The organism is Nakamurella sp. PAMC28650 (assembly GCF_014303395.1).
Taxonomy (GTDB): Bacteria; Actinomycetota; Actinomycetes; order Mycobacteriales; family Nakamurellaceae; genus Nakamurella.
In genome coordinates this window covers 5,014,072-5,033,549 of record NZ_CP060298.1, presented here as the reverse complement: position 1 = coordinate 5,033,549, position 19,478 = coordinate 5,014,072, and the positions used below count along the sequence as shown (strand labels likewise).

The following is a 19,478-nucleotide window of genomic DNA, read 5'->3' as shown; positions in this document are numbered from 1 at the left end:
TCACCGACAGGCTCGGCCCGGCCGTCCGGCGGTCGGCCCGCAGCCGGCCGGCGTGCGCCGAGGCCCCGCGGTCGGCCCATGCCGTCCGGGTGCCCGAGCCCCCGTGTGGCGGGTACCTCGCTCCGTCCGAGGAGCCCGCGACGGAGTGGCCGGAAGGCATGCCGGACAAACATCGCTCGCCGTTCAGGGTCGAGCAACGCCGAAGTCCACGGTGATCGATACCGAAGGTCGTGGTCCCCGTAGTCGGAGTACGCAGACCTTCGGTATCAGCCAGTAGTGGGTGCGCGGTTTAATGCCGGTGGTTTGGGCCTTGATCTTGGCGAGCCCCCCGGCGCGGTCACGGGCCCACGATTGGCGTCCTGGACAGGACGCGAGGGCGTGTGGCGGTCAACCGGTCAGATCGGCACCCGTGCAACCAACCGACGGGAGCGGCCCGTCATGACGGTGCGGCGGTGTGCCGTGCGGGGCGGCCGTGGAGGTTCGGACATGATCCAGCGAGGTCGGGCAGGGCTCTGGCACGGGCGGCGGGGTGCGGCCCTGGCCGCGTCGCTCGCGATGGTCGTGGTGGCGGCGGGAGTGTGGATCGGCAGTGACGGCAGCTCGCCGACGCGGGCAACGGCGTCGAGGGCGCCGTCGACGCCGACCTCACCAGCTTCGACCACCTCGACCGCCGCCAACCCTCCGAGCACGCAACCCGCGGTCCAGGTGCAGCCCGCGGGCCTGAAGCTCAGTGCCGGGCGGGGGAAGCCGGCCACCGCACCGGTCGCCGTCGTCGCGGGGAAACCGTTGGACGGCCGAGAGATCGCCGCCATCGTGGACCGGCTACCGGCGTGGACCGGGAACAACGCTCTGCCGCAACCGTTCCGCTGGCCGGTGCAGACCATCAGGACGCCGCCGGCCGGGAAGTCGGTCGCCCTGGCATTCCCCGGTGCGGGTGCCACCGCCAAGCCAGATCCGACACCGACCGGGCCGCTCCAGGTACTGCGGATGCAGCCGCAGGGGGCGGTGTCGGTTGCGCCGTTCATCAGCATCACCTTCAACCAACCGATGGTCCCCGTCGCCACCGTCGGACAACTCGCCGCCGGAAGGGTGCCGGCCACGATCACGCCGAAACTGGCCGGCACCTGGCAGTGGATCGGAACCAGCACCTTGCGTTTCGCGGCCGACTCCAAGATGGTGGACCGTCTGCCGATGGCCACCGACTTCACCGTCACGGTGCCCGCCGGGACACGTTCGGCCGGTGGGACGACGATGGCCGGCGCCGCCACGGCGGGCTTCAGCACCCCGGCTCCGACGGTGCAGCACTTCCAACCCACCGGACCGGGCATGGCGTTGGATCCGGTGTTCGTCGCCGTCGTGGACCAGCGGGTGGACCCACCGGCGGTGCTGGGCCGGGTCACCTTGTCGGCTGGTGGCACGTCGTGGCCGGTTCGCCTCGCGACCCCCGCGGAAGTGGCTGCGGACCCCGGTGCCGCCCAGCTGGTCAGCACGGCGCCGGCCGGCCGGGTCGTCGCCTTCCGGCCCGTCCGGCCGCTGCCCGTCGACCAAGCGATGACGCTGACGTTCGGGGCCGGAATCCCGTCCGCCGAGGGACCTCGCACCACGACGAAGCCCGTCGCCTTCAGCGGACACACCTACGCCGCGCTGGCGTTGGTCAAGGCGGACTGCGGCTACGGCGGCGGATGCCAGCCGTCCGCCCCGTTGACCCTTACCTTCGACAACACGATCGACTCGAAATCCTTCGACCCGAAGGCAATCCAGATCAGCCCCGCGATCCCCGGGGGAGCCTCCGTCACGGCCTCCGGGGAGACCATCGTCGTCCAGGGCGCCACGCAGGCCGACACCCGCTACACGGTGACGGTGCCGACCAGCATCGCAGACTCCTTCGGTCAGCACCTGGCCGCACCGGCCGTGGCCGCGATCTCCATCGGAGAGGCCACCCCGCGGCTGGACCCGTTCCCGCAGCCGGTGACCACGCTGGACCCGATGGTGGCTGCTCCGTCGATCCCGGTGAACACCCTGAACCGCAACGACTTCCGGGAACGCGTCTTCGCGGTCTCCCCGGTCGACTGGCCGGCCTTCCAACGCTTCTACGTAGCGACGATGCAGAAGGACTACTCGCAGAACGACGTGCTGGACGTCCCGAACTGGCCGGTGGTGCTCGACCGCGTCGTACCCATCGGCGGGTCCAAGACGCAGCTGGTCTCCACCGAACTCGACCTGTCGGCAGCGATGGCACGGCCGGGTGGTACGGGGAACGTGGTGGTCCTCGTCGAACCCACCGACCGCCGGAGTCCGGGCGACAACTTCTGGCAGAACGTGCCCACCATGACCTGGGCGCAGTCGACCACCCTCGGTCTGGACGCACTGAACGATCCGACGAACCTCCGGGCCTGGGTCACCGATCTGCGGGACGGGTCTCCACTCGCGGGGGTCACCGTCGGCCTCCTCGGCAGCGACGGCAAGGTGTCCGCGCAGCAGGCGGCGACGACCGACGCCGACGGCATCGCCTCTCTCGCCCTCACCTCGAGCGGCGCGGGCGCGCTGATGGCGACCCGCGGAACGCAGACGGCACTCCTGCCTTCGGCCATGTGGAACAGCAGCTGGGGCCGGGCGCCGACCACGGATCAGCTCCTCTGGTTCGTCACCGATGACCGGACCACGTATCGGCCGGGTGAGACGGTGTCGGTGAAGGGCTGGGTACGCCGGCAGGCCGGCGATATCACCGCCGTCCTGACCCCGCCGGCCGCGCGGAGCGCCGTCTCCTACACGGTCCGGGATGCGTACGGCGTCGACATCGGCCACGGCACAGCACATGTCAGTGCTCTCGGCGGTTTCGACCTGACCGTCGCGATCCCGGCCGGTGCCAACATCGGCAGTGCGTCGGTCGAGCTGAGCGCCGGTGTTGCACAGGGCGGCCAGCCCTACGATTTTGTGCACCCGTTCGAGATCGCGGACTTCCGTACCCCGGACTTCGAGGTCGCCGCCCACAATGACAGCACCGGTCCGTCCGTCATCGGCGACGATCTGACGGTCGCCGCGGACGCCACCTACTACGCGGGCGGCCCGCTGGCCGCGGCGCCGGTGGCCTGGCAGGTCCGTACGGCGGCCGCGACCTACGCGCCGCCGGGCTGGAGCGACTACACCTTCGGGATCTGGACGCCGTGGTGGCAGGTCGACGCCCCCGGCACGAGCGGTGGCACCGTCGTTGGTGCGGCTGCGGGCGGTCTCACCGGCCCCTGCTGCGGCCTGGCCACGCCGGACACCTCGACGGTCGACAAGTTCTCCGGCACGACGGACGCCGCCGGTCACCACTACCTGCAGGTCAAGGTCGGTGACCTGGGAAAGGATCTCGCCGGACTCCCGGTGACCGTGACCGCGCAGGCCACCGTCACCGACCTGAACCGTCAGTTGATCGCCGGCACGACCGATCTCCTGGTGCACCCGGCCGACTACTACGTCGGGCTGACGAGCGACAACACGTTCATCACGCAGGGCAAAGACCTGGTGGTACAGGCGATCGCGACCGGGATCGACGGTGCCGCAGCCCCCGACCGGACCATCATGATGCGGGCGGCCAGGATCACCACGTCGTGGGTGAATGGTGTCTCGGTCGACGCCGAGTCCGATCCTCTTACGTGCCAGGTCATCTCGGCCGCCGCGCCGGTGAGCTGCACCTTCCACCCCGCGGCGGCCGGTACCTACCGGATCACCGCCACCGTCACTGACGACATGGGACGGACCAGCCGGTCGCAGCTGACCCGCTGGGTGGCCGGCCTCGACGGGGCGGTGGACAACTCGGTCGAACTACAGCAGCTGACCCTGGTGCCGGACCAGAAGGTCTACCAGCCGGGGGGGTCGGCGCGGTTGCTCGTGCAGTCCCCGATCAAGTCCGGCAGCGGCCTGCTGACCGTGATCCACCACGGGATCGTCAGCACCACCGCGTTTTCGGTGGCGAACGGTTCGGCGGTGGTGAAGGTGCCGATCACCGCGGCCGAGCTGCCGGGCATCACCGCCTCGATCGAGGTCGTCGGCACCGCTGCCCGGGCGGCCGGCGGCACCGACAGCATCCCGCGTCCGGCCTACGCGACCGGTCGGATCCGCCTCACCGTCTCCACCCTGGCGCGCACGCTGAAGGTCACCGCGGTGCCCCGCCAGAAGTCGGTGACTCCCGGAGGGTCCACCGCCATCGATGTCACGGTGACCGATCAGAGCGGAAAACCGATGGTGGGCAGCGAGTTCGAGCTCGTCGTGGCCGACGAGGCCGTGCTGGCCCTGGGCGGTGACCAACTACCCGACCCATTGCAGGCGTTCTATCCGGACCTGCCGGACAATCTGGAAGCGGTGTACGGACGGTCGACGGTGATGTTGGCGGACCCGCCATCGCCGCAGCAGCGGTCGGGGCTGCAGCCCCCCCGGGCCAGCTCGGCCGCTGCGGCGTCGGGCGCCCCCGCCCCGGCGGCGGCTCCGGGGGCTCCGGCCCAGTCGTCCGACTCGGCAGCGTCCAATTCGGGCGTCGGGAAGGCGAAGGCCCTGTCGGACTCGCCCACAGCGCCGATCGCCCAACGCCAGAACTTCGACGCCCTGGCCCTTTTCGTCCCGTCGGCAACCACAGATGCCCGAGGGAAGGCCACCATCGCGCTGTCGTTGCCGGACAGTCTCACCCGCTACCGGGTGATGGTGGTCGCGGTAGCGGGCACCGACCAGTTCGGGTCGGCCGAGTCGACCATCACCGCGGCCCTGCCCCTGACCGTTCGACCCTCGGCGCCGCGCTTTCTGAACTTCGGCGACACCTTCGAGCTTCCGGTCCTGTTGCAGAACCAGACCGATGCGCCGCTGACCACCGACGTGGTGCTCCAGGCGGCCAACCTCGAGATCAGGAGCGCGGCCGGGCAGCGGGTCACGGTGCCCGCGCAGGGCCGGGTCGAGGTTCTCTTCCCGGTGTCGGCGGACCAGGCCGGCACGGCCAAGCTCCGGGTGGCCGCGGTCAGCGGGAGCGCAGCCGATGCCGCCTCGGTGGACCTACCCGTCTACACGCCGACCACCACGGAGACCTTCGCGTCCTACGGCGTGATCGGCAGCGGCGAGACACTGCTGCAGAGGGTGACTGCGCCGACCGGCGTCGTCAGCCAGTTCGGTGGCCTGCAGATCAGCACGTCATCGACTGCACTGCAACAGCTCACGGACGCCGTCGGCTACCTGGCCGACTACGACTACGACAGCTCCGACTCGTTCGCCGGTCAGATCATCGCGATCGGCTCCCTCGGTGACGTGCTCACAGCGTTCTCGGCGCCGGGACTGCCGTCGGCCGATTCACTGAAAGCCCTGGTGGCCGGGGACGTGACGAAACTGACGGCGCTGCAGAACGATGACGGCGGATTTCCGTACTGGCGGCACGGCGACCGGTCGGATCCGTTCAACTCGATCCAGGCGACCCAGGCGCTGCTGGTGGCCGCGCACCGGGGCATCGTCGTCTCGAAGGACACCCTGGCGCGGGCGGATCAGTATCTGAGCGGGATGAACTCCCACATCCCCGCCGATACCGACCAGGCCACCCGGGACACCCTGCAGGCCTATGCCTTCAACGTCCGGGTGCAGTCCGGGCACCGCGATGGCGCCGGCGCGCAGGCATTGGCGGCCGGGCGGGGGGCAGCGTTGCCGCTGGACGCGGTGGCGTGGCTGCTACCGGTCGTGACTGATCCGAAAACCGTTGCTGCCCTGCAACAGTTGATCGGCAACGCGGCCGCCGACGATGCCGGGTCGGTGACGTTCACCAACAAGGTCGACGACGGGTCCTGGACGACGTTGCAGTCCGACCGCCGCACCGACGGCCTGATCCTGGACGCGCTCATCACGGTGGCGCCGAAGAGCGACCTGATCCCCAAGATCGTCTCCGGCCTGATGGCTGGACAGACCGAAGGGCGCTGGGCCAACGTCCAGGAGAACGCGTTCATCCTGCTGGCGCTGCGGCACTTCTACGACGCCTTCGAAGGGACGAGCGCCAACTTTGTGGCCGGCGTGTGGCTCGGGGACAAGTTTGCCGGGCAGCACGTGTTCCACGGGCACACCACCGAGCGGGCGACGGCGACGATCCCGACCGCGGTACTCGTCGGAACGGCGAATGACGACGTGACGTTGCAGAACGACGGCACCGGACGTCTCTACTACCGCCTGGGGATCCAGACCGCTCCCTCGGACCTGAAAATCACACCCCTCGACCGCGGGTTCGTCGTCTCCCGTACCTATCAGGCCGTCGACCATCCGGCTGACGTCACCCGCGACGCCACCGGAACGTGGCACATCAAGGCCGGGGCCCGGGTCCAGGTACAACTGGAGATGGTGTCCCGGAGCGCTCGGACCCGCGTCGCGCTGATCGATCCACTACCGGCCGGGCTGGAGATCCTGAACCCCGACCTTGCCACCACGCCAACGGATCTCGACCCGAAGGCGGGCCAGCCGGGTTCCGGTCCACTGCCGGCGACCTGGAATCCGACCTGGTACGACCACCAGAACCTGCGGGACGACCGCGCGGAAGCCTTCGCCACCTCGCTGCCGGGCGGCGTCTACCAGTACAGCTACCTGGCGCAGGCCACCACCGCCGGCGCCTTCGTCGCCCCGCCGACCCGGGCCGAGCAGGTCTACGCGCCGGAGACCTTCGGCCGTGGCAGCTCGGACCGGATGGTGATCGGTAGCTGACGTCCATCTCTGATGTGGACCCGGCCGATGGCCGGACCATCGGTCGACGAGGCCTGGGCCGTCTCTTGCCACCGGCTGCCCGGTACTAGTACCAAGGTCCACTTGTCCGGCCTACCAGCCGCGCGGAAGAAAGGAGAGGTACACCAGCAGACACCTCGAACAAGGGACCCAAGATGAAGCGTGCACTCGTGATCACCGGACTGACCCTCGCCGCCGCGGTACCCGCGACCCTGGGACTGATCGGCAACGCCTCGTTCGGACAGAGCGTTCCGGTCCGGATCCCGCCGAGCGCGATCCTGGTCGCCGACGACCACGGAAGGGATCCCACGAACACTTCCGGCCCCGCCACGTCGACGCAGACCACCATCACCCTTGCTCCGACCCCGCAGACGACGAGATCGTCCGCGACGTCACGGACGCACGGCTCGCAGACCACGGGCCCGTCCTCGACCGGCAGCCCGTCCTCGACCGGCAGCCCCTCCTCGACCGGCAGCCCGTCCTCGACCGGAAGCCGGGGCTCGCACGACGACGTGACGCCATCTGGCACCTCGACTGCTGAGCTGGGCGACGACCACGGGACAGCGGTCGAGCCGGGAGACGACAACGGCGGTCAGCGGGCGACCAGTACCGTCGATGCCACGCGCGAGACCAGGTCGATGCGCCCCACCCCGACGGCGACGGATTCGATCGAACCCGGCGAAGACCCCACGAGCCACCCCGTGACGAGCACGGAGGACCGAAAGACCTCGGTATCGGGTAGCGCGAGCGCTTCCAGGGGCGACAATGGCGGAGTTGCCTCCGGGAGCGGGCAGGGCGGCAACAGCGGACGCGGTGGGAAGGACGACGGTGCCGGTCATCGATGAGCGTGTTCGAGATTGAGGCCCGGCCGACATGGGTCGGCATCGCCGCCGCCCGTGCCGAGCCGCCCGATCCTCCACTGCGTCGTCGCCGCATCTTCATCCAGGTGATCGTCGGTGCAGTCATCGTGATCCTGGCGGTGGCGCTCGTCGGGGTCGTCGCCGCCCGGCGGCTGGCCGAGGCCGAAGCAGTCAACGATGCGGCGAAAACGGCCGACCTGCTGGCCGAGGCGGTGGTCCAGCCCGTCCTCACCGACGGCCTGCTGACCGGCGACGCGGCCGCGCTGGCCGCCATCGGCAAGGTGATCCGCGAGCAGGTCCTCAGCACCTCGATCGTTCGCGTCAAGATCTGGAACCCGGAAGGCCGGATCCTCTACTCCGACGAACCGCTGTTGATCGGCCAGACGTTCCCGCTGGGGGCGGACGAGCGTGACGTGCTCTCCAACCCGAAGCTGCGCGCGGACGTCTCCGACCTCCAGGCGCCCGAGAACATCTACGAGAAAGCAAGTGTCAAGCTGCTCGAGGTGTATCGGCCGGTGTGGACCTCGTCCGGTCGACCGATGCTGTTCGAGACCTACTTCCGCTACGACGAGGTCACCGCGCGCAGTGGAGAACTGTGGCGGGGCTTTGCCGGGATCACCCTGAGCAGCCTGCTGGTGCTGGTCCTGCTGCTGCTGCCGATCATGTGGAGGTTGCTGGACCGACTGAACCGCGCGCAGCGTCAACGCGAGTCGCTGCTGCAGCGGGCCGTCGACGCCTCCACCCAGGAACGGCGACGCATCGCCGGCACGCTGCATGACGGTGTGGTGCAGGATCTGGTCGCCACCTCCTTCGCGGTCGCCGGTGCCGCGGAACTCGCTGCGGCCCAGGGACGACCGGTGCTGGCCGCTGACCTACGGTCCGCGGCCGGCACGGTCCGCACCAGCATCGGCGGGCTACGGTCCCTGCTGGTGGAGATCTACCCACCCAACCTGGCGTCAGCCGGGCTGCCTGCGGCGCTGGAGGATCTGGCGGCCAGCCTCCGATCGCGAGGGCTGGACGTGTCCCTGGATCTGGCGCCCGACCTCGGTCTCGAGCCGGTGGAAGACCGCCTGATCTACCGCGTCACCCAGGAGTGCCTCAACAACGTGGCCAAACACGCTGCGGCGCAGAGCGTGCAGGTGACATCGTTCGCACATGGGAAATCAGTGATCCTGGAGATCGCCGACGACGGAGTGGGTTTCGACGTGCACCAGGCGCTGGCGCACCCCGAGGAGGGGCACTTCGGACTGCGGGTCCTGGCCGACGTGGCGGCCGACGGCGGCGCCGATCTCCGGCTGTCCAGTACCCCCGGAGCGGGCACCACCTGGCAACTGCGGTTGCTGCGCCGATGACGGTCTCGATCCTGCTCGTCGACGACCATCCGCTGGTCCGCACCGGGATGGCCAGCCTGATCCAGAGCACTCCTGACCTGTTGGTGGTCGGGGTGGCCGCCGGAGGCGAAGAGGCGGTCGAACGGGCCGTCGAACTCCGGCCGGACATCGTGCTGATGGACCTCTCCATGCCGGGGATCGACGGAGTGGAGGCCACCCGCCGGGTCCTCGCGTCGTGCCCGGGGACCCGGATCGTGGTGCTCACCTCGTTCCACGATCAGAATCGGGTGGCGCTGGCTCTGGAGGCGGGCGCGATCGGTTACCTGCTCAAGGATTCCGACCCGAGGGGGCTGCTCTCGGGAATCCGCTCGGCCGCCCAGGGTCACACCCCCCTGGATCCGCGGGTGGCATCGGCCCTGTTGCCCGCGGCGCGGACCAGACCCGGTGACTCGCTCAGCGTGCGGGAACGTCAGGTGCTGACGTTGATCACCAAGGGCCTCTCGAACCGGCAGATCGGTCGGGAGCTGGGGATCACCGAGCGAACCGTGAAAGTCCACACCGGCCACGTGTTCCGCCGCCTCGGGGTGGCCGACCGCACCAGCGCGGCGATGTGGGCCAGGGACAACCTGCCGCAGTAGCCGCGCCGTGCCGCGCGCCCGCTGCTGCAGCCACTGTCACTGCCGCAACCACTGTCACTGCCACAGCCACTCCGGCCGGTGTGATCCCGTGGTCGCACCGGTGGTGACGCACCGGTCGACAGCCGCAGCGTCTCAGTAGATCTCGAACCGGAAGCTGCCGACCTCCAGGTCTTCGTCCGCCGTCAGTGCCAGGAGGTCCTGTGCCCCCTCCCGAAATGCCGTCACCAGATCCTCTGCGGTGAACCGGCCGTTGGTCGGAACTCCTACCAGCACTTCGATCTTCGCGGCCTGACCGGGACGGGGGAGCCGCGCGACGCCCCAGCGGAAGCCGTCGTCGACCTCATCGGGGAAGACCGGGTCCAGATCGATCCCGGAGCCCGCCAGCATCCTGCTGGCCGTCCTGGTGAGCGAGTCGACTGCAGCCATGGCTGGATCCTTCCGTCGGTGGAGCACGATCATCGGTCGGTCCCTGTCGGTGGGCATCGCCGGGCACGATGCGCCTTCGTCAGGCGGAGGGAACCGGCAGGTCGAACGAGACGCCGGTGAGTTCCTCCGAGACGTCCCACAGCCGTCGGGCGGTGGCGACGTCGGTGGCGGCAGGGGTGGGCTGGACGATCGTCGGGTACCCCCTGGTCTCGCCGCGGCCGTCCGGCCCGTAGAACTGCCCACCCGCGACGTCGGGTGCGGTTGCCGCGTAGAGCTCGGGCAGCGCGCCCATCGCGACGTTCTGGGCCATCACCAGATTGCCGATCCGGCCCGCGAACTTCATCAGCCCGGTCGGACCGGTCGTCTGCAGGTTCGTGGCCGAGTAGCCGGGATGGGCCAGCAGGCTGCGGATGGGCGACCCCGCCGCACGGAGGCGGCGATCCAGTTCCAGGCCGAAGAGCACGTTGGCGAATTTCGACTGGGAGTAGAAGGCGGCGGGCGAATACGACTGCGCGCCCGTCAGGTCGTCGAAGTGGATGGATCCCCGTCTGTGCAGCGTGGAGCTGACCGTCACCACCCTGGGATCGGTCCCGCCGATCAGGTCCAGGATCAGCCCGGTCAGCGCGAAGTGCCCGAGATGGTTGCCGGCGAACTGGGTCTCGTTGCCCTGAGCACTCAGCGAGCGCGGCGGCATCATGACGCCCGCGTTGTTGATCAGGATGTCGACGACGACGCCGTCGGCGTGCAGCCCGGCCGCGAAGGTGCGTACCGAATCGAGGTCGGTCAGGTCGACGACGCGCACCTGGAGGGCCGCCCCGGGCTGGGCCGCGAGGATCTGCGCCACTGCCGCCCGGCCTCTGGCCTCGTTCCGCACGCCGAGGATGACCTGCGCGCCGCGCCGCGCCAGGTCCCCGGTCGCGGCCAGGCCAAGGCCGCTGTTGGCCCCCGTCACGATGACGGTCCGGCCCGTCTGGTCGGGTATGTCGTCCGCGGTCCAGTGTGGGTTGCTCACCCGACGAGTATGGCGCGTGCTCGAAGCGTGCGACCCGCTACGGACACTCGGACGTCGTGCCCGAGGTGTTGACCGTCGGGAACGCCGACCGAGCGCACCCGCTGATCCGCTGCACCGCCATGGCGTCCGGATCACACCGACCAGGTGGCCCAGACTGCGGAGGGCTTGCGGAACACCAGACCGGAGGGCGGGGTCGTCCGGTCCACATCCAGTGCCACGCCCGGCAGGGCCAGGACGTCCAGGGCCGCACGCCGGGCCTGCAACCTGGCCAGGTGGAGCCCGAGACACACGTGGGGGCCCTGCGCGAACGACAGCTGCCGACCCAGGTTCGGCCGGTGCGGGTCGAACCGGTCGGGGTCGGCGAACACGGCCGGGTCGCGGTTGGCGCCGGCCAGCGAGACGACCACCAGGTCACCGCGCCGCATGTGCACGCCACCGAGCGATACGTCGGCCGTGGCGTAGCGATCGATCACCGCGGCGGCCGGTTCGAGGCGCAGGGATTCCTCGATCACGGCGTCCAGCTGGGCCGGGTCGGCGCGGACCGATTGCATCACGTCGGCGTCGGACAGCAGGTGCAGCAGCAGGTTCGACACCATGCCCTCGGTGGTCTCGATGCCGCCGAAGAGCAGCACGGCGGTGTTCGAGAGCAACTCGGCCATGCTCAGATCACCGGCAGCGCAGGCAATCTCGCGAAGAAAGCCCTTCCCTTCGGCAATGGTCGACTGCACGGCCGCACCGAGCGAGGCGTAGGCCGCCGGACCCGATGCGGGAAGCGCGGCGCCCGCGGTGATGTCGGCCACCGCCTGGACGATGTCGCCGTACCAGCCCAGCAGCTCGGCCACCGGGATGCGTTCCAACCCGAGCGCCGACTGCATGCACGCCGTCGCCAGCGGAGCCGCCAGCGCGGTGCGGAACTCGGCGGAACCCGTTGGCGCCGTGAGGGAGAGCAGACGGGTCGACTCCCGTGCCACGAAATCCTCGAAGTAGGCCCGCGACGAGCGGGGCGTGAACGGGGCCAGGAACGGCTGCCGATGACGTGCGTGCTCGGGTCCGTCGGTGGACAGCATGCTCGGGCCGACGACGCGGCCGGTGGTGAACCGGGGATCGTCCACCGTGAACGTCACCGCGTCGCGCATCACCTGGACGGCCAGGGCGTGCCCGACGACCATCCACCCGCCGATCGATTCCACCCGACCGATCGGACCGGCGTCGCGGATGCGGGCCAACGAGGGATGGGGGTCGGCCGTCAAGGTCGCCACCGACGGGGAGAGCGCCGACGTCATCTGACGATCTTGCACAGGTACACGTCGCTGACCCGCTGCGGGGCACATCCGGCGATGCCCGGAAGGGCGTCGACGACGGCGGACGGGTGCGCGACCTGGTCGGTGACCACCACGTAGTCGCCGACGCCGGCGGCGAGACTCTGCCGGGCCGTGCTGGTCTGAGCAGCCGTCGGCGCCACGCCGGTGACCCCGATCTGCTGCAGAAGAGCTCCGTAGGAGGGCATGTCGCCCTCGTAGTGCGGCTGCCCGTCCCGGCTGAAGTAGCTGTAGCCGCCGATGATGGAGAATCGCAGGTCGGCGTCGATCTGCCACTTCATGACGGCGGCGGCGCCGTTGGGCGACTGGCTCTGGGGAAGGGCCAGCACGACAGAGTTCCGCCCGATCGCGTCGACCGCGCTGGTGGTGAAGAACTGCGGGGTGGCCACCCGGAGGCGATCCCGGCTGCCGGCGGCCGGCCAGCAGGCCGCCAGGCCGACGACCACGAGCACCGCGGCCACCCACCGCACCCGCTGCCGGGTCCGGTCGCCGGCCGACCGCGGCAGCGCGGCGATGCCGAAGGCGAGGACGGTGGCGACCACCAGCAGCGTGACGACGCTGAAACGCGCCGGGACCACGGTCTCCAGCACGGGGACCCGGCTGAGGAAGAACCACGGCGTCGGAAGGTAGGTCTGGGTCCCGTTCACCCTGACCGAGGTGCCCAGGCTCAGCCCGAAGGCGATCGCCCCGGTCGAGACCAACCAGAACACGAGGGCCCGCTGCCCGGCCCGGTGCAGCACCACGCACGCCAGGACGGTCGCCAGGATCAGCACGGGGCCGAGATAGCCGGTGTTCTCCACACCGTCGGCCGGGAACCGGCGGGTCGCGGCGGCGTCGGCGGCGGTGGCGAAGTAGAGGCTCTGGCCCGGCCGGAGGGTGGACAGCAGATCGAGCGCAAGGCTCGAGTGGAACCCCTGCCGGATCACCAGCGGTCCGAGGAACTGGTACAGCAGGAAGGGGCCGCAGATGACGAAGGCGACACCGGCGGCCCACCCGGCCGTCTTCGCGATCCTGGCTCTGTGCACCCTGGTCCGATCCCGATCCCGATCCCGGTACCGCAGCGCGAGCACGACCAGCGACAGCAGGGCCACGATCGCAGCGATGGCGACGATCTCCTCCGAGATCAGCATGGTGACGCCGACGACGACGCCCAGACGCCAGCCGAGCTGACGCCAGCTCGGATCGTCGGAGGCGACCATCCGGTAGCCCAGGGACAGGATCAGCGGCAGGAACACCGCGCCGAGCGTCAGATGCACATGGCCCTGCTGCGCGGCGTAGAACGGGCCGAAGCCGTAGAGGGTGCCACCGACCGCCCCGGCCGTCAGGTTCCCGGTCATCCGGTAGAGCACCCGGTAGCAGACCGCGGCGGCGGCGAGCGGGGCCGCGATCATCAGCAGCGCCACCGAGGTGCCGGCCCCGAGCGCGGCGGTGACCGGCGTCATCAGGAACGCGGGCAGGACGATCGCCGTGTTCCACATGAGGTTCAGTCCGGTGGGCGCGTTCATCGCGGTGGTGAAGAACGGGTTCCGGCCGTTCCAGAGCGAGACCTGGATGTCCTTGAAGTACCAGGAGTACAGGATCGAGTCGGCGCCACCGGGCAGCGGCCCACCCAGATCGCGGAGCAGCGGGGCGAACAGGATGTAGAGCAGCAGAAGCCACAGGGGTACCGGTAGCGCGGCCACCAACCATCGGGGGATCCGACGAGTCATCCGCGGGCGGCCCTCGGGGGCTCGCCAGGTGCCCGCAGGTCGGTTGCAGCGATGTCCACAGGTGTCCTCGTCGGGAGACTCGAGCGTCGTTGCACTCAGATTCGGGATGGGTCGACCGCCGGACGGCGGGTGTCGCGGGCGCTGTCGAAAGCCCGACCATCGTAACGTGGAGAACCGGCGCCCCCGTTTGATCGTGGCCGCGGTGGGTCGGTATCGCGCCCGTACGATCAGCGACGTCCATGCCGGCGAGGGTCGAGGTTCTCCGTGTTGCGCGCTCCGTTCACCGCTCTGGTGGCCTCCCGATGGGCTCCCTGGGCGCTGCTGGCCGTCAGTCTGCTCTCGCGGGCCGTGGTCACCCTGCTGGGGACCGACCCGTTCAACATGATCGACCTGAAGGTCTACGTCGAGGGTGCACGGCACCTGACCGACGGAACGCTCTACGACTTCCTGTCCGGCGCCTCGCAGCTGCCGTTCACCTACCCGCCGTTCTCGGCCCTGGTCTTCGAGCCGCTGTCCTGGCTCCCGTGGGTGCTGACGCGGGTGCTGTGGCAGGTGGGCATGCTCGTGTCGATCCCGGTCGTCATCTATCTGACCCTGCGGCTGCTGGGTCGGGCCGGCCGCGGTGCGTCTGCGCCCGTCGAGCCGCTGCGGGGGATCCTGGTCGTCGGCACGGCTCTGGCGTTCTGGCTGGAACCGGTCAGCACCACGGTCGGCTACGGCCAGATCAACCTGTTCCTGGCGGTGCTGGTGCTCGGCGCCGCGGTGTCGGCCAGGGACTGGACGACGGGCGCCGGCATCGGTCTGGCCGCCGGCATCAAACTGATCCCGGCCGTGACGGGTCTGTATCTGATCCTGCAACGACGGTTCGCGGCGCTGGCCTGGTCCGTGGGGTTCTTCCTGGCCACGATCGCGCTGATGCTGGCGGTGATCCCGCACGAGACGTGGCGCTACTTCACCGGACTCATCCTGGATCCGAGCCGCACCGGGGCCGTCTTCTCGGCGATCAACCAGTCGTGGCGCGGTGCGCTGTCCCGGTTCGCCGGCCACGACGTGAGTTCCGCGTGGCTGGTGGCCTGCGCGGTCACGGTGGCCCTGGGCGTCTGGGCGGCCGGGTGTGCGCTGCGAGCGGGCGACCGGACCGCCTCGCTGCTGGCGGTCCAGTTCGTCGGCCTGCTGGTGTCGCCGATCTCGTGGTCGCACCACTGGATCTGGGTGGTCCCGTTGCTGGTCTGGGGGGTGTTCGGGCCGGTGCGGGCCCAGCGGGCGGTGCGGGCGCTGGTGATCCTCTGGTGCGCGGCGACCTACAGCTACCTGATCCCGGTGCTGGTCGTCGTGCAGGGCAAGGTGCCGGTGGATTCCCGGCCCGGGTGGCAGTCGTGGGCGGGGGCTCTGTACGCGGTGCTCGGGATGATCACGCTGGCCGTCATCGCCCTGGTGAGTCGTTCCCGCCGTCACGTGGCGGCGCCCGCGGCCGTCATCTCGTAGACTCCGGAATCGACACGGGAGTCCGGTGCGCCGGGCTGAGAGAGGGACACGAAGTCCCTGACCGTCGAACCTGATCCGGATCATGCCGGCGCAGGAACGTCGCTCTCGCTGCCGCCCGTGCCTGCACCTGAAAAGGGAGAGGCACCGATGAGGAACCACACCACACGAGCGTGGCGGTACCCGCTCGTGATGACCGCGCTGCTCACGCTCGTCGCGGCCTGCGGGTCGACCGCAACGGCGGGGGTCGGCGTGGCGACCAGCACCCCGGCCGCGTCCGGCAGTTCCCCGGCCGCGTCGGGCGGCAGCGTCACGTTGGTCACCCACGATTCGTTCGGTGTGGACAAGAAGGTGCTCGCCGCGTTCGAGGCCTCGTCCGGGATCAAGGTGACGCTGCTGGCCCAGGGCGACGTCGGCGTGATGGTCAACAAGTTGATCCTGACGAAGTCCGACCCGTTGGGGGACGCCGTCTTCGGCATCGACAACACCTTTGCCTCGCGGGCGCTGGACGCCGGGATCCTGCAGCCCTACTCCTCGCCGCTGGCCGCGAACGGGTCGGAGAAGTTCGCCGTCGGCGACGCCCGGCTCACCCCGGTCGACTACGGCGACGTGTGCGTGAACATCGATCACCGTTACTTCGCCAAGGCCAAGCTGGCCGAGCCGACCACTTTCGAGGACCTGGCGAAGCCGGCGTACAAGAACCTGCTGGTCGTCGAATCGCCGGCCACCTCCTCGCCGGGGTTGGCCTTCCTGGTCGGTACGGTCGCGCACTTCGGCGACAGCGGGTGGCCGGCGTACTGGACCAGCCTGAAGAACAACGGTGTCAAGGTCGATTCCGGGTGGACGGACGCCTACACGGTGGACTTCTCCGGCTCGACCGGCAAGGGCGCCCGGCCGCTGGTGGTCTCCTACGCCTCCTCGCCCCCGTCCGAGGTCGCGAACGGTGTCGCCCCCACCTCGGCGTTGCTCGACACCTGCTTCCGCCAGGTCGAGTACGCCGGCGTGCTCAACGGGGCCAGGAATCCGGCGGCTGCGCAGAAGGTGGTGGACTTCCTGCTGAGCAAGCAGTTCCAGGCCGGCGTCGCCGACCAGATGTACGTCTACCCGGTCGATGCCGCGACGCCGCTGCCGTCCGACTGGCGAAAATTCGCGCCCATCGCCGCCCACCCGGAAAGCATTGCCCCAGGGACGATCTCCGCGAAACGTGACGGTTGGATCTCGGCCTGGTCAGATCTGGTGGAGGGCTGAGGTCACCGGTGACCACCCTGTCGACCCGTCCGGAGCTGGTGCCGCAGACCGCTGCCGCACGCCGGCTCCGATGGGTGGCGCTGACGGTCCTGGCGCTCGTCCCGCTGGCCGTCTTCGCGCTCTTCTTCCTCTACCCGGTCGGTGCCCTGATGGGTCGGGGCCTGGTGAACGGCGGCCGGCTGGATCTCTCGGGCTTCGGTGAGGGGCTCGGCCGGGCCCGGTTCCGGCGGATCATCGTGTTCACCGTCGGGCAGGCGGCGGCGTCCTCGGGCCTCTGTCTGCTCCTCGGGCTGCCGGGAGCCCATGTCCTGTACCGGTGCCGGTTTCCGGGCGTCCGCCTGGTGCGCGCGTTGGTCACCATGCCGTTCGTCCTCCCGACCGTCGTGGTGGGGCTGGCCTTCCGCACCCTGTTCGCCGCCAACGGCCCGCTCGGCTCCTGGGGCTGGGACGGATCGCTGGCCACCATCCTGGCGGCCCACGTCTTCCTCAACTACGCGGTGGTGGTGCGTACCGTCGGAACCTCCTGGGCCAACCTGGATCCGCGCCCGGCGGAGGCTGCGCGCACCCTCGGGGCCGGCCCGGTGCGGGCGTTCTGCACGATTGTCCTGCCGGCCCTGATGCCCTCCCTGGCCGCTGCTTTCGCCATCGTCTTCCTCTTCTGCGCCACCAGTTTCGGCGTCGTCCTGATTCTCGGCGGTAGTCGCTACTCGACGGTGGAGACCGAGATCTACCACCAGACGGCTGATCTGCTGGACCTTCGGTCGGCGGCGGTCCTCTCGATCGTCCAGATCGTCCTGGTGGCGACAGTTCTCGCGGTTGCTGGTCTGTTGCGCAGGCGGACCGAGGTGACCGTCGAACTGCGTCGTTCGGCCGGCACCGCACGTCGGCCGCGGTGGACGGATCTGCCGGCGCTGATCGTGACGGGCGGCGCCGCCGTATTGATCGCCGTACCGATCGCCGTCCTGGTGATCCGGTCGCTGCAGACACCGGACGGCTGGGGCCTGGCCAACTATCGCGGGTTGGCCGACGTCGCCTCCGGCAACGTGCTGCTGGTCCCGGCCACCACCGCTCTGGGCAACTCGCTCCGCATCGCCCTCACCGCAACGGTATTGGCCGTCCTGCTCGGTGTGATGCTGTCGGTAGTGCTGGCCCGGCGACCCCGGCGGACGTTGTCCCGCAGACTGATCGGCGCTGCCGATGCCGTCGTGATGCTCCCGCTGGGAGTCAGTGCCGTGACCGTGGGGTTCGGATTCCTGATCGCCCTGAACTCCGGGCCGCTGGATCTGCGGGGCTCCGCGCTGCTGGTGCCGATCGCGCAGGCCCTGGTCGCTACACCGTTGGTGATCCGGCTGGTCCTGCCGGTATTGAGGGCCGCAGACGAACGCCTCCGCCAGGCGGCCGCGATGCTCGGCGCCTCACCGCTGCGGGTCTGGGTCTCGGTCGACCTGCCGATCATGTCGAGGGCGCTGGCCGGTGCGTCGGCCTTCGCGTTCGCGGTCGCTCTCGGCGAGTTCGGGGCCACCTCGTTCCTGGCCCGGCCGGAGACACCCACCCTGCCGGTGCTGATCGGCCGGTTGATCTCCCGTCCCGGCCCGGCCAATGCCGGGATGGCCTTGGCCGCAGCCACTCTGCTCGCAGTCGTCTGTGCGGCGGTGGTGCTGGTCGTCGATGCCTTCTCGTCGGATTCCGCCGCCAGGTGGGGTGCCTTCTGATGCTGACCATCACCGATCTGGGTGTGAGATACGGAACCACCGTCGCGGTGGACCGGGTCGACCTGGAAGTGCCGGACGGTCGCGTCCTGTGTCTGCTCGGACCGTCCGGGTGCGGGAAGTCCACGATGCTGCGGGCGGTGGCCGGCCTGGAGCCGGTCGGCGCGGGCACCGTGGCCTGGGACGGTCGCGATCTCGCCGGTGTTCCGGTCCACCGCCGCGGGTTCGGCCTGATGTTCCAGAGTGGTGTGCTGTTCCCGCATCTGGACGTGGCCGGCAACATCGCCTACGGACTGCGACGCGAGGCCCGCGAACGTGGGCGCGCCTGGCGGCGTCATCGGGTGGGTGAACTGCTGGAACTCGTGGGTCTGGCCGGGTTCGGGGCCAGGGGCGTGACGACCCTGTCCGGTGGCCAGGCACAACGGGTGGCACTGGCGCGCGCGCTCGCCCCGTCCCCCCGGTTGCTGCTGCTCGACGAACCGCTCGCCGCCTTGGACGCGGAGTTGCGGGAACGACTCGTCCAGACGCTGCGCGAGGTCCTGACGGCGACCTCGACCACCGCTCTCTACGTCACCCACGACCAACGGGAGGCGTTCGCCGTCGCCGACACGGTGGCGCTGATGCGCGGCGGTCGCATCCGTCAGATCGGCGCACCGGCCGGGATCTGGTCGGCGCCCGCCTCGGAGTGGGTGGCCGGTTTCGTCGGCTACACCACCGTCGTGGATCGGGTGCAGTTGGCGGTACTGGGGCTGGTCGAGCTACCGGCGGAGTCCAGGATCGCCCTCCGTCCCGGTGCCTTCGTCCTGAGCCGGCAGGGATCCGTCCATGGTGTCTGCGTGTCGGTGATGCCCGGCCCGGAGGTGATCCGACTGCGGGTGGACGTCGCCGGCCTCGGCACCGTCGAGGCCCTGTCGGCCCTCCACGACGAAGTCGTCGCCGGCCAGGGAGTCAGGCTCGCTTTCGATGCAGCGGGTGTGGCCGGTCTCCCACCACGTGCTGCGGACTTGCCCACACGCGAGGGCTGAGGCCA

At 70.0% G+C, this 19,478-nt stretch carries 12 protein-coding genes and 1 riboswitch; of the genes, 8 read left to right on the top strand and 4 right to left on the bottom strand.

From position 1 onward, the window contains the following. Nucleotides 1-486: 486 nt before the first annotated feature. The 4 genes from H7F38_RS26315 to H7F38_RS22800 all read left to right on the top strand — a co-directional run bounded on the left by H7F38_RS26315 (nucleotide 487) and on the right by H7F38_RS22800 (nucleotide 9,543). The gene (locus H7F38_RS26315) at nucleotides 487-6,696 is read left to right on the top strand and encodes an alpha-2-macroglobulin (RefSeq protein WP_187091903.1); all 6,210 of its coding nucleotides are present in this window, start codon (nucleotides 487-489) and stop codon (nucleotides 6,694-6,696) included. A gap of 173 nt (nucleotides 6,697-6,869) precedes the next feature. Beyond that, complete coding sequence (locus tag H7F38_RS22810; protein ID WP_187091902.1) at nucleotides 6,870-7,559, top strand: hypothetical protein; 690 nt, start codon at nucleotides 6,870-6,872, stop codon at nucleotides 7,557-7,559. After that, nucleotides 7,556-8,926 carry a sensor histidine kinase gene (locus H7F38_RS22805; RefSeq protein ID WP_187091901.1) on the top strand — a complete coding sequence of 457 codons (1,371 nt, stop codon included), beginning with the start codon at nucleotides 7,556-7,558 and terminating at the stop codon, nucleotides 8,924-8,926. The genes H7F38_RS22810 and H7F38_RS22805 overlap by 4 nt, the downstream gene beginning before the upstream one ends. After that, a complete protein-coding gene (locus H7F38_RS22800; RefSeq protein ID WP_187091900.1) occupies nucleotides 8,923-9,543 on the top strand; it encodes a response regulator transcription factor in 621 nt (206 codons plus the stop codon). The genes H7F38_RS22805 and H7F38_RS22800 overlap by 4 nt, the downstream gene beginning before the upstream one ends. Nucleotides 9,544-9,675: 132 nt before the next feature. Here the strand turns inward: H7F38_RS22800 and H7F38_RS22795 are convergent, their stop codons facing one another. The 4 genes from H7F38_RS22795 to H7F38_RS22780 form a co-directional block, all read right to left on the bottom strand. Then, a complete protein-coding gene (locus H7F38_RS22795) occupies nucleotides 9,676-9,969 on the bottom strand; it encodes a hypothetical protein (protein WP_187091899.1) in 294 nt (97 codons plus the stop codon). A gap of 79 nt (nucleotides 9,970-10,048) precedes the next feature. Beyond that, nucleotides 10,049-10,981 carry an oxidoreductase gene (locus tag H7F38_RS22790; RefSeq protein WP_187091898.1) on the bottom strand — a complete coding sequence of 311 codons (933 nt, stop codon included), beginning with the start codon at nucleotides 10,979-10,981 and terminating at the stop codon, nucleotides 10,049-10,051. A 131-nt stretch (nucleotides 10,982-11,112) separates the two neighbouring features. Beyond that, nucleotides 11,113-12,264, bottom strand: a complete 1,152-nt coding sequence (locus tag H7F38_RS22785) for a cytochrome P450 (RefSeq protein ID WP_187091897.1) — start codon at nucleotides 12,262-12,264, stop codon at nucleotides 11,113-11,115. Next, a complete protein-coding gene (locus tag H7F38_RS22780; RefSeq protein ID WP_187091896.1) occupies nucleotides 12,261-14,009 on the bottom strand; it encodes a hypothetical protein in 1,749 nt (582 codons plus the stop codon). Before H7F38_RS22780 ends, H7F38_RS22785 begins: the two co-directional genes overlap by 4 nt. A 264-nt stretch (nucleotides 14,010-14,273) precedes the next feature. Between H7F38_RS22780 and H7F38_RS22775 the strand changes: the two genes are divergently transcribed. The 4 genes from H7F38_RS22775 (at nucleotide 14,274) to H7F38_RS22760 (ending at nucleotide 19,473) form a co-directional block, all read left to right on the top strand. Further along, nucleotides 14,274-15,494, top strand: a complete 1,221-nt coding sequence (locus H7F38_RS22775; protein ID WP_187091895.1) for a mannosyltransferase — start codon at nucleotides 14,274-14,276, stop codon at nucleotides 15,492-15,494. A 4-nt stretch (nucleotides 15,495-15,498) separates the two neighbouring features. Beyond that, nucleotides 15,499-15,609, top strand: a riboswitch (TPP riboswitch). Between the two features lie 32 nt (nucleotides 15,610-15,641). Continuing rightward, nucleotides 15,642-16,739, top strand: a complete 1,098-nt coding sequence (locus H7F38_RS22770; protein ID WP_222618275.1) for a thiamine ABC transporter substrate binding subunit — start codon at nucleotides 15,642-15,644, stop codon at nucleotides 16,737-16,739. A gap of 8 nt (nucleotides 16,740-16,747) precedes the next feature. Beyond that, nucleotides 16,748-18,451 carry an iron ABC transporter permease gene (locus H7F38_RS22765; protein ID WP_222618274.1) on the top strand — a complete coding sequence of 568 codons (1,704 nt, stop codon included), beginning with the start codon at nucleotides 16,748-16,750 and terminating at the stop codon, nucleotides 18,449-18,451. Beyond that, on the top strand, nucleotides 18,451-19,473 hold the full coding sequence (locus tag H7F38_RS22760) for an ABC transporter ATP-binding protein (RefSeq protein WP_187091894.1): 1,023 nt from the start codon (nucleotides 18,451-18,453) through the stop codon (nucleotides 19,471-19,473). The genes H7F38_RS22765 and H7F38_RS22760 overlap by 1 nt, the downstream gene beginning before the upstream one ends. The last annotated feature ends 5 nt before the right edge of the window (nucleotides 19,474-19,478 follow it).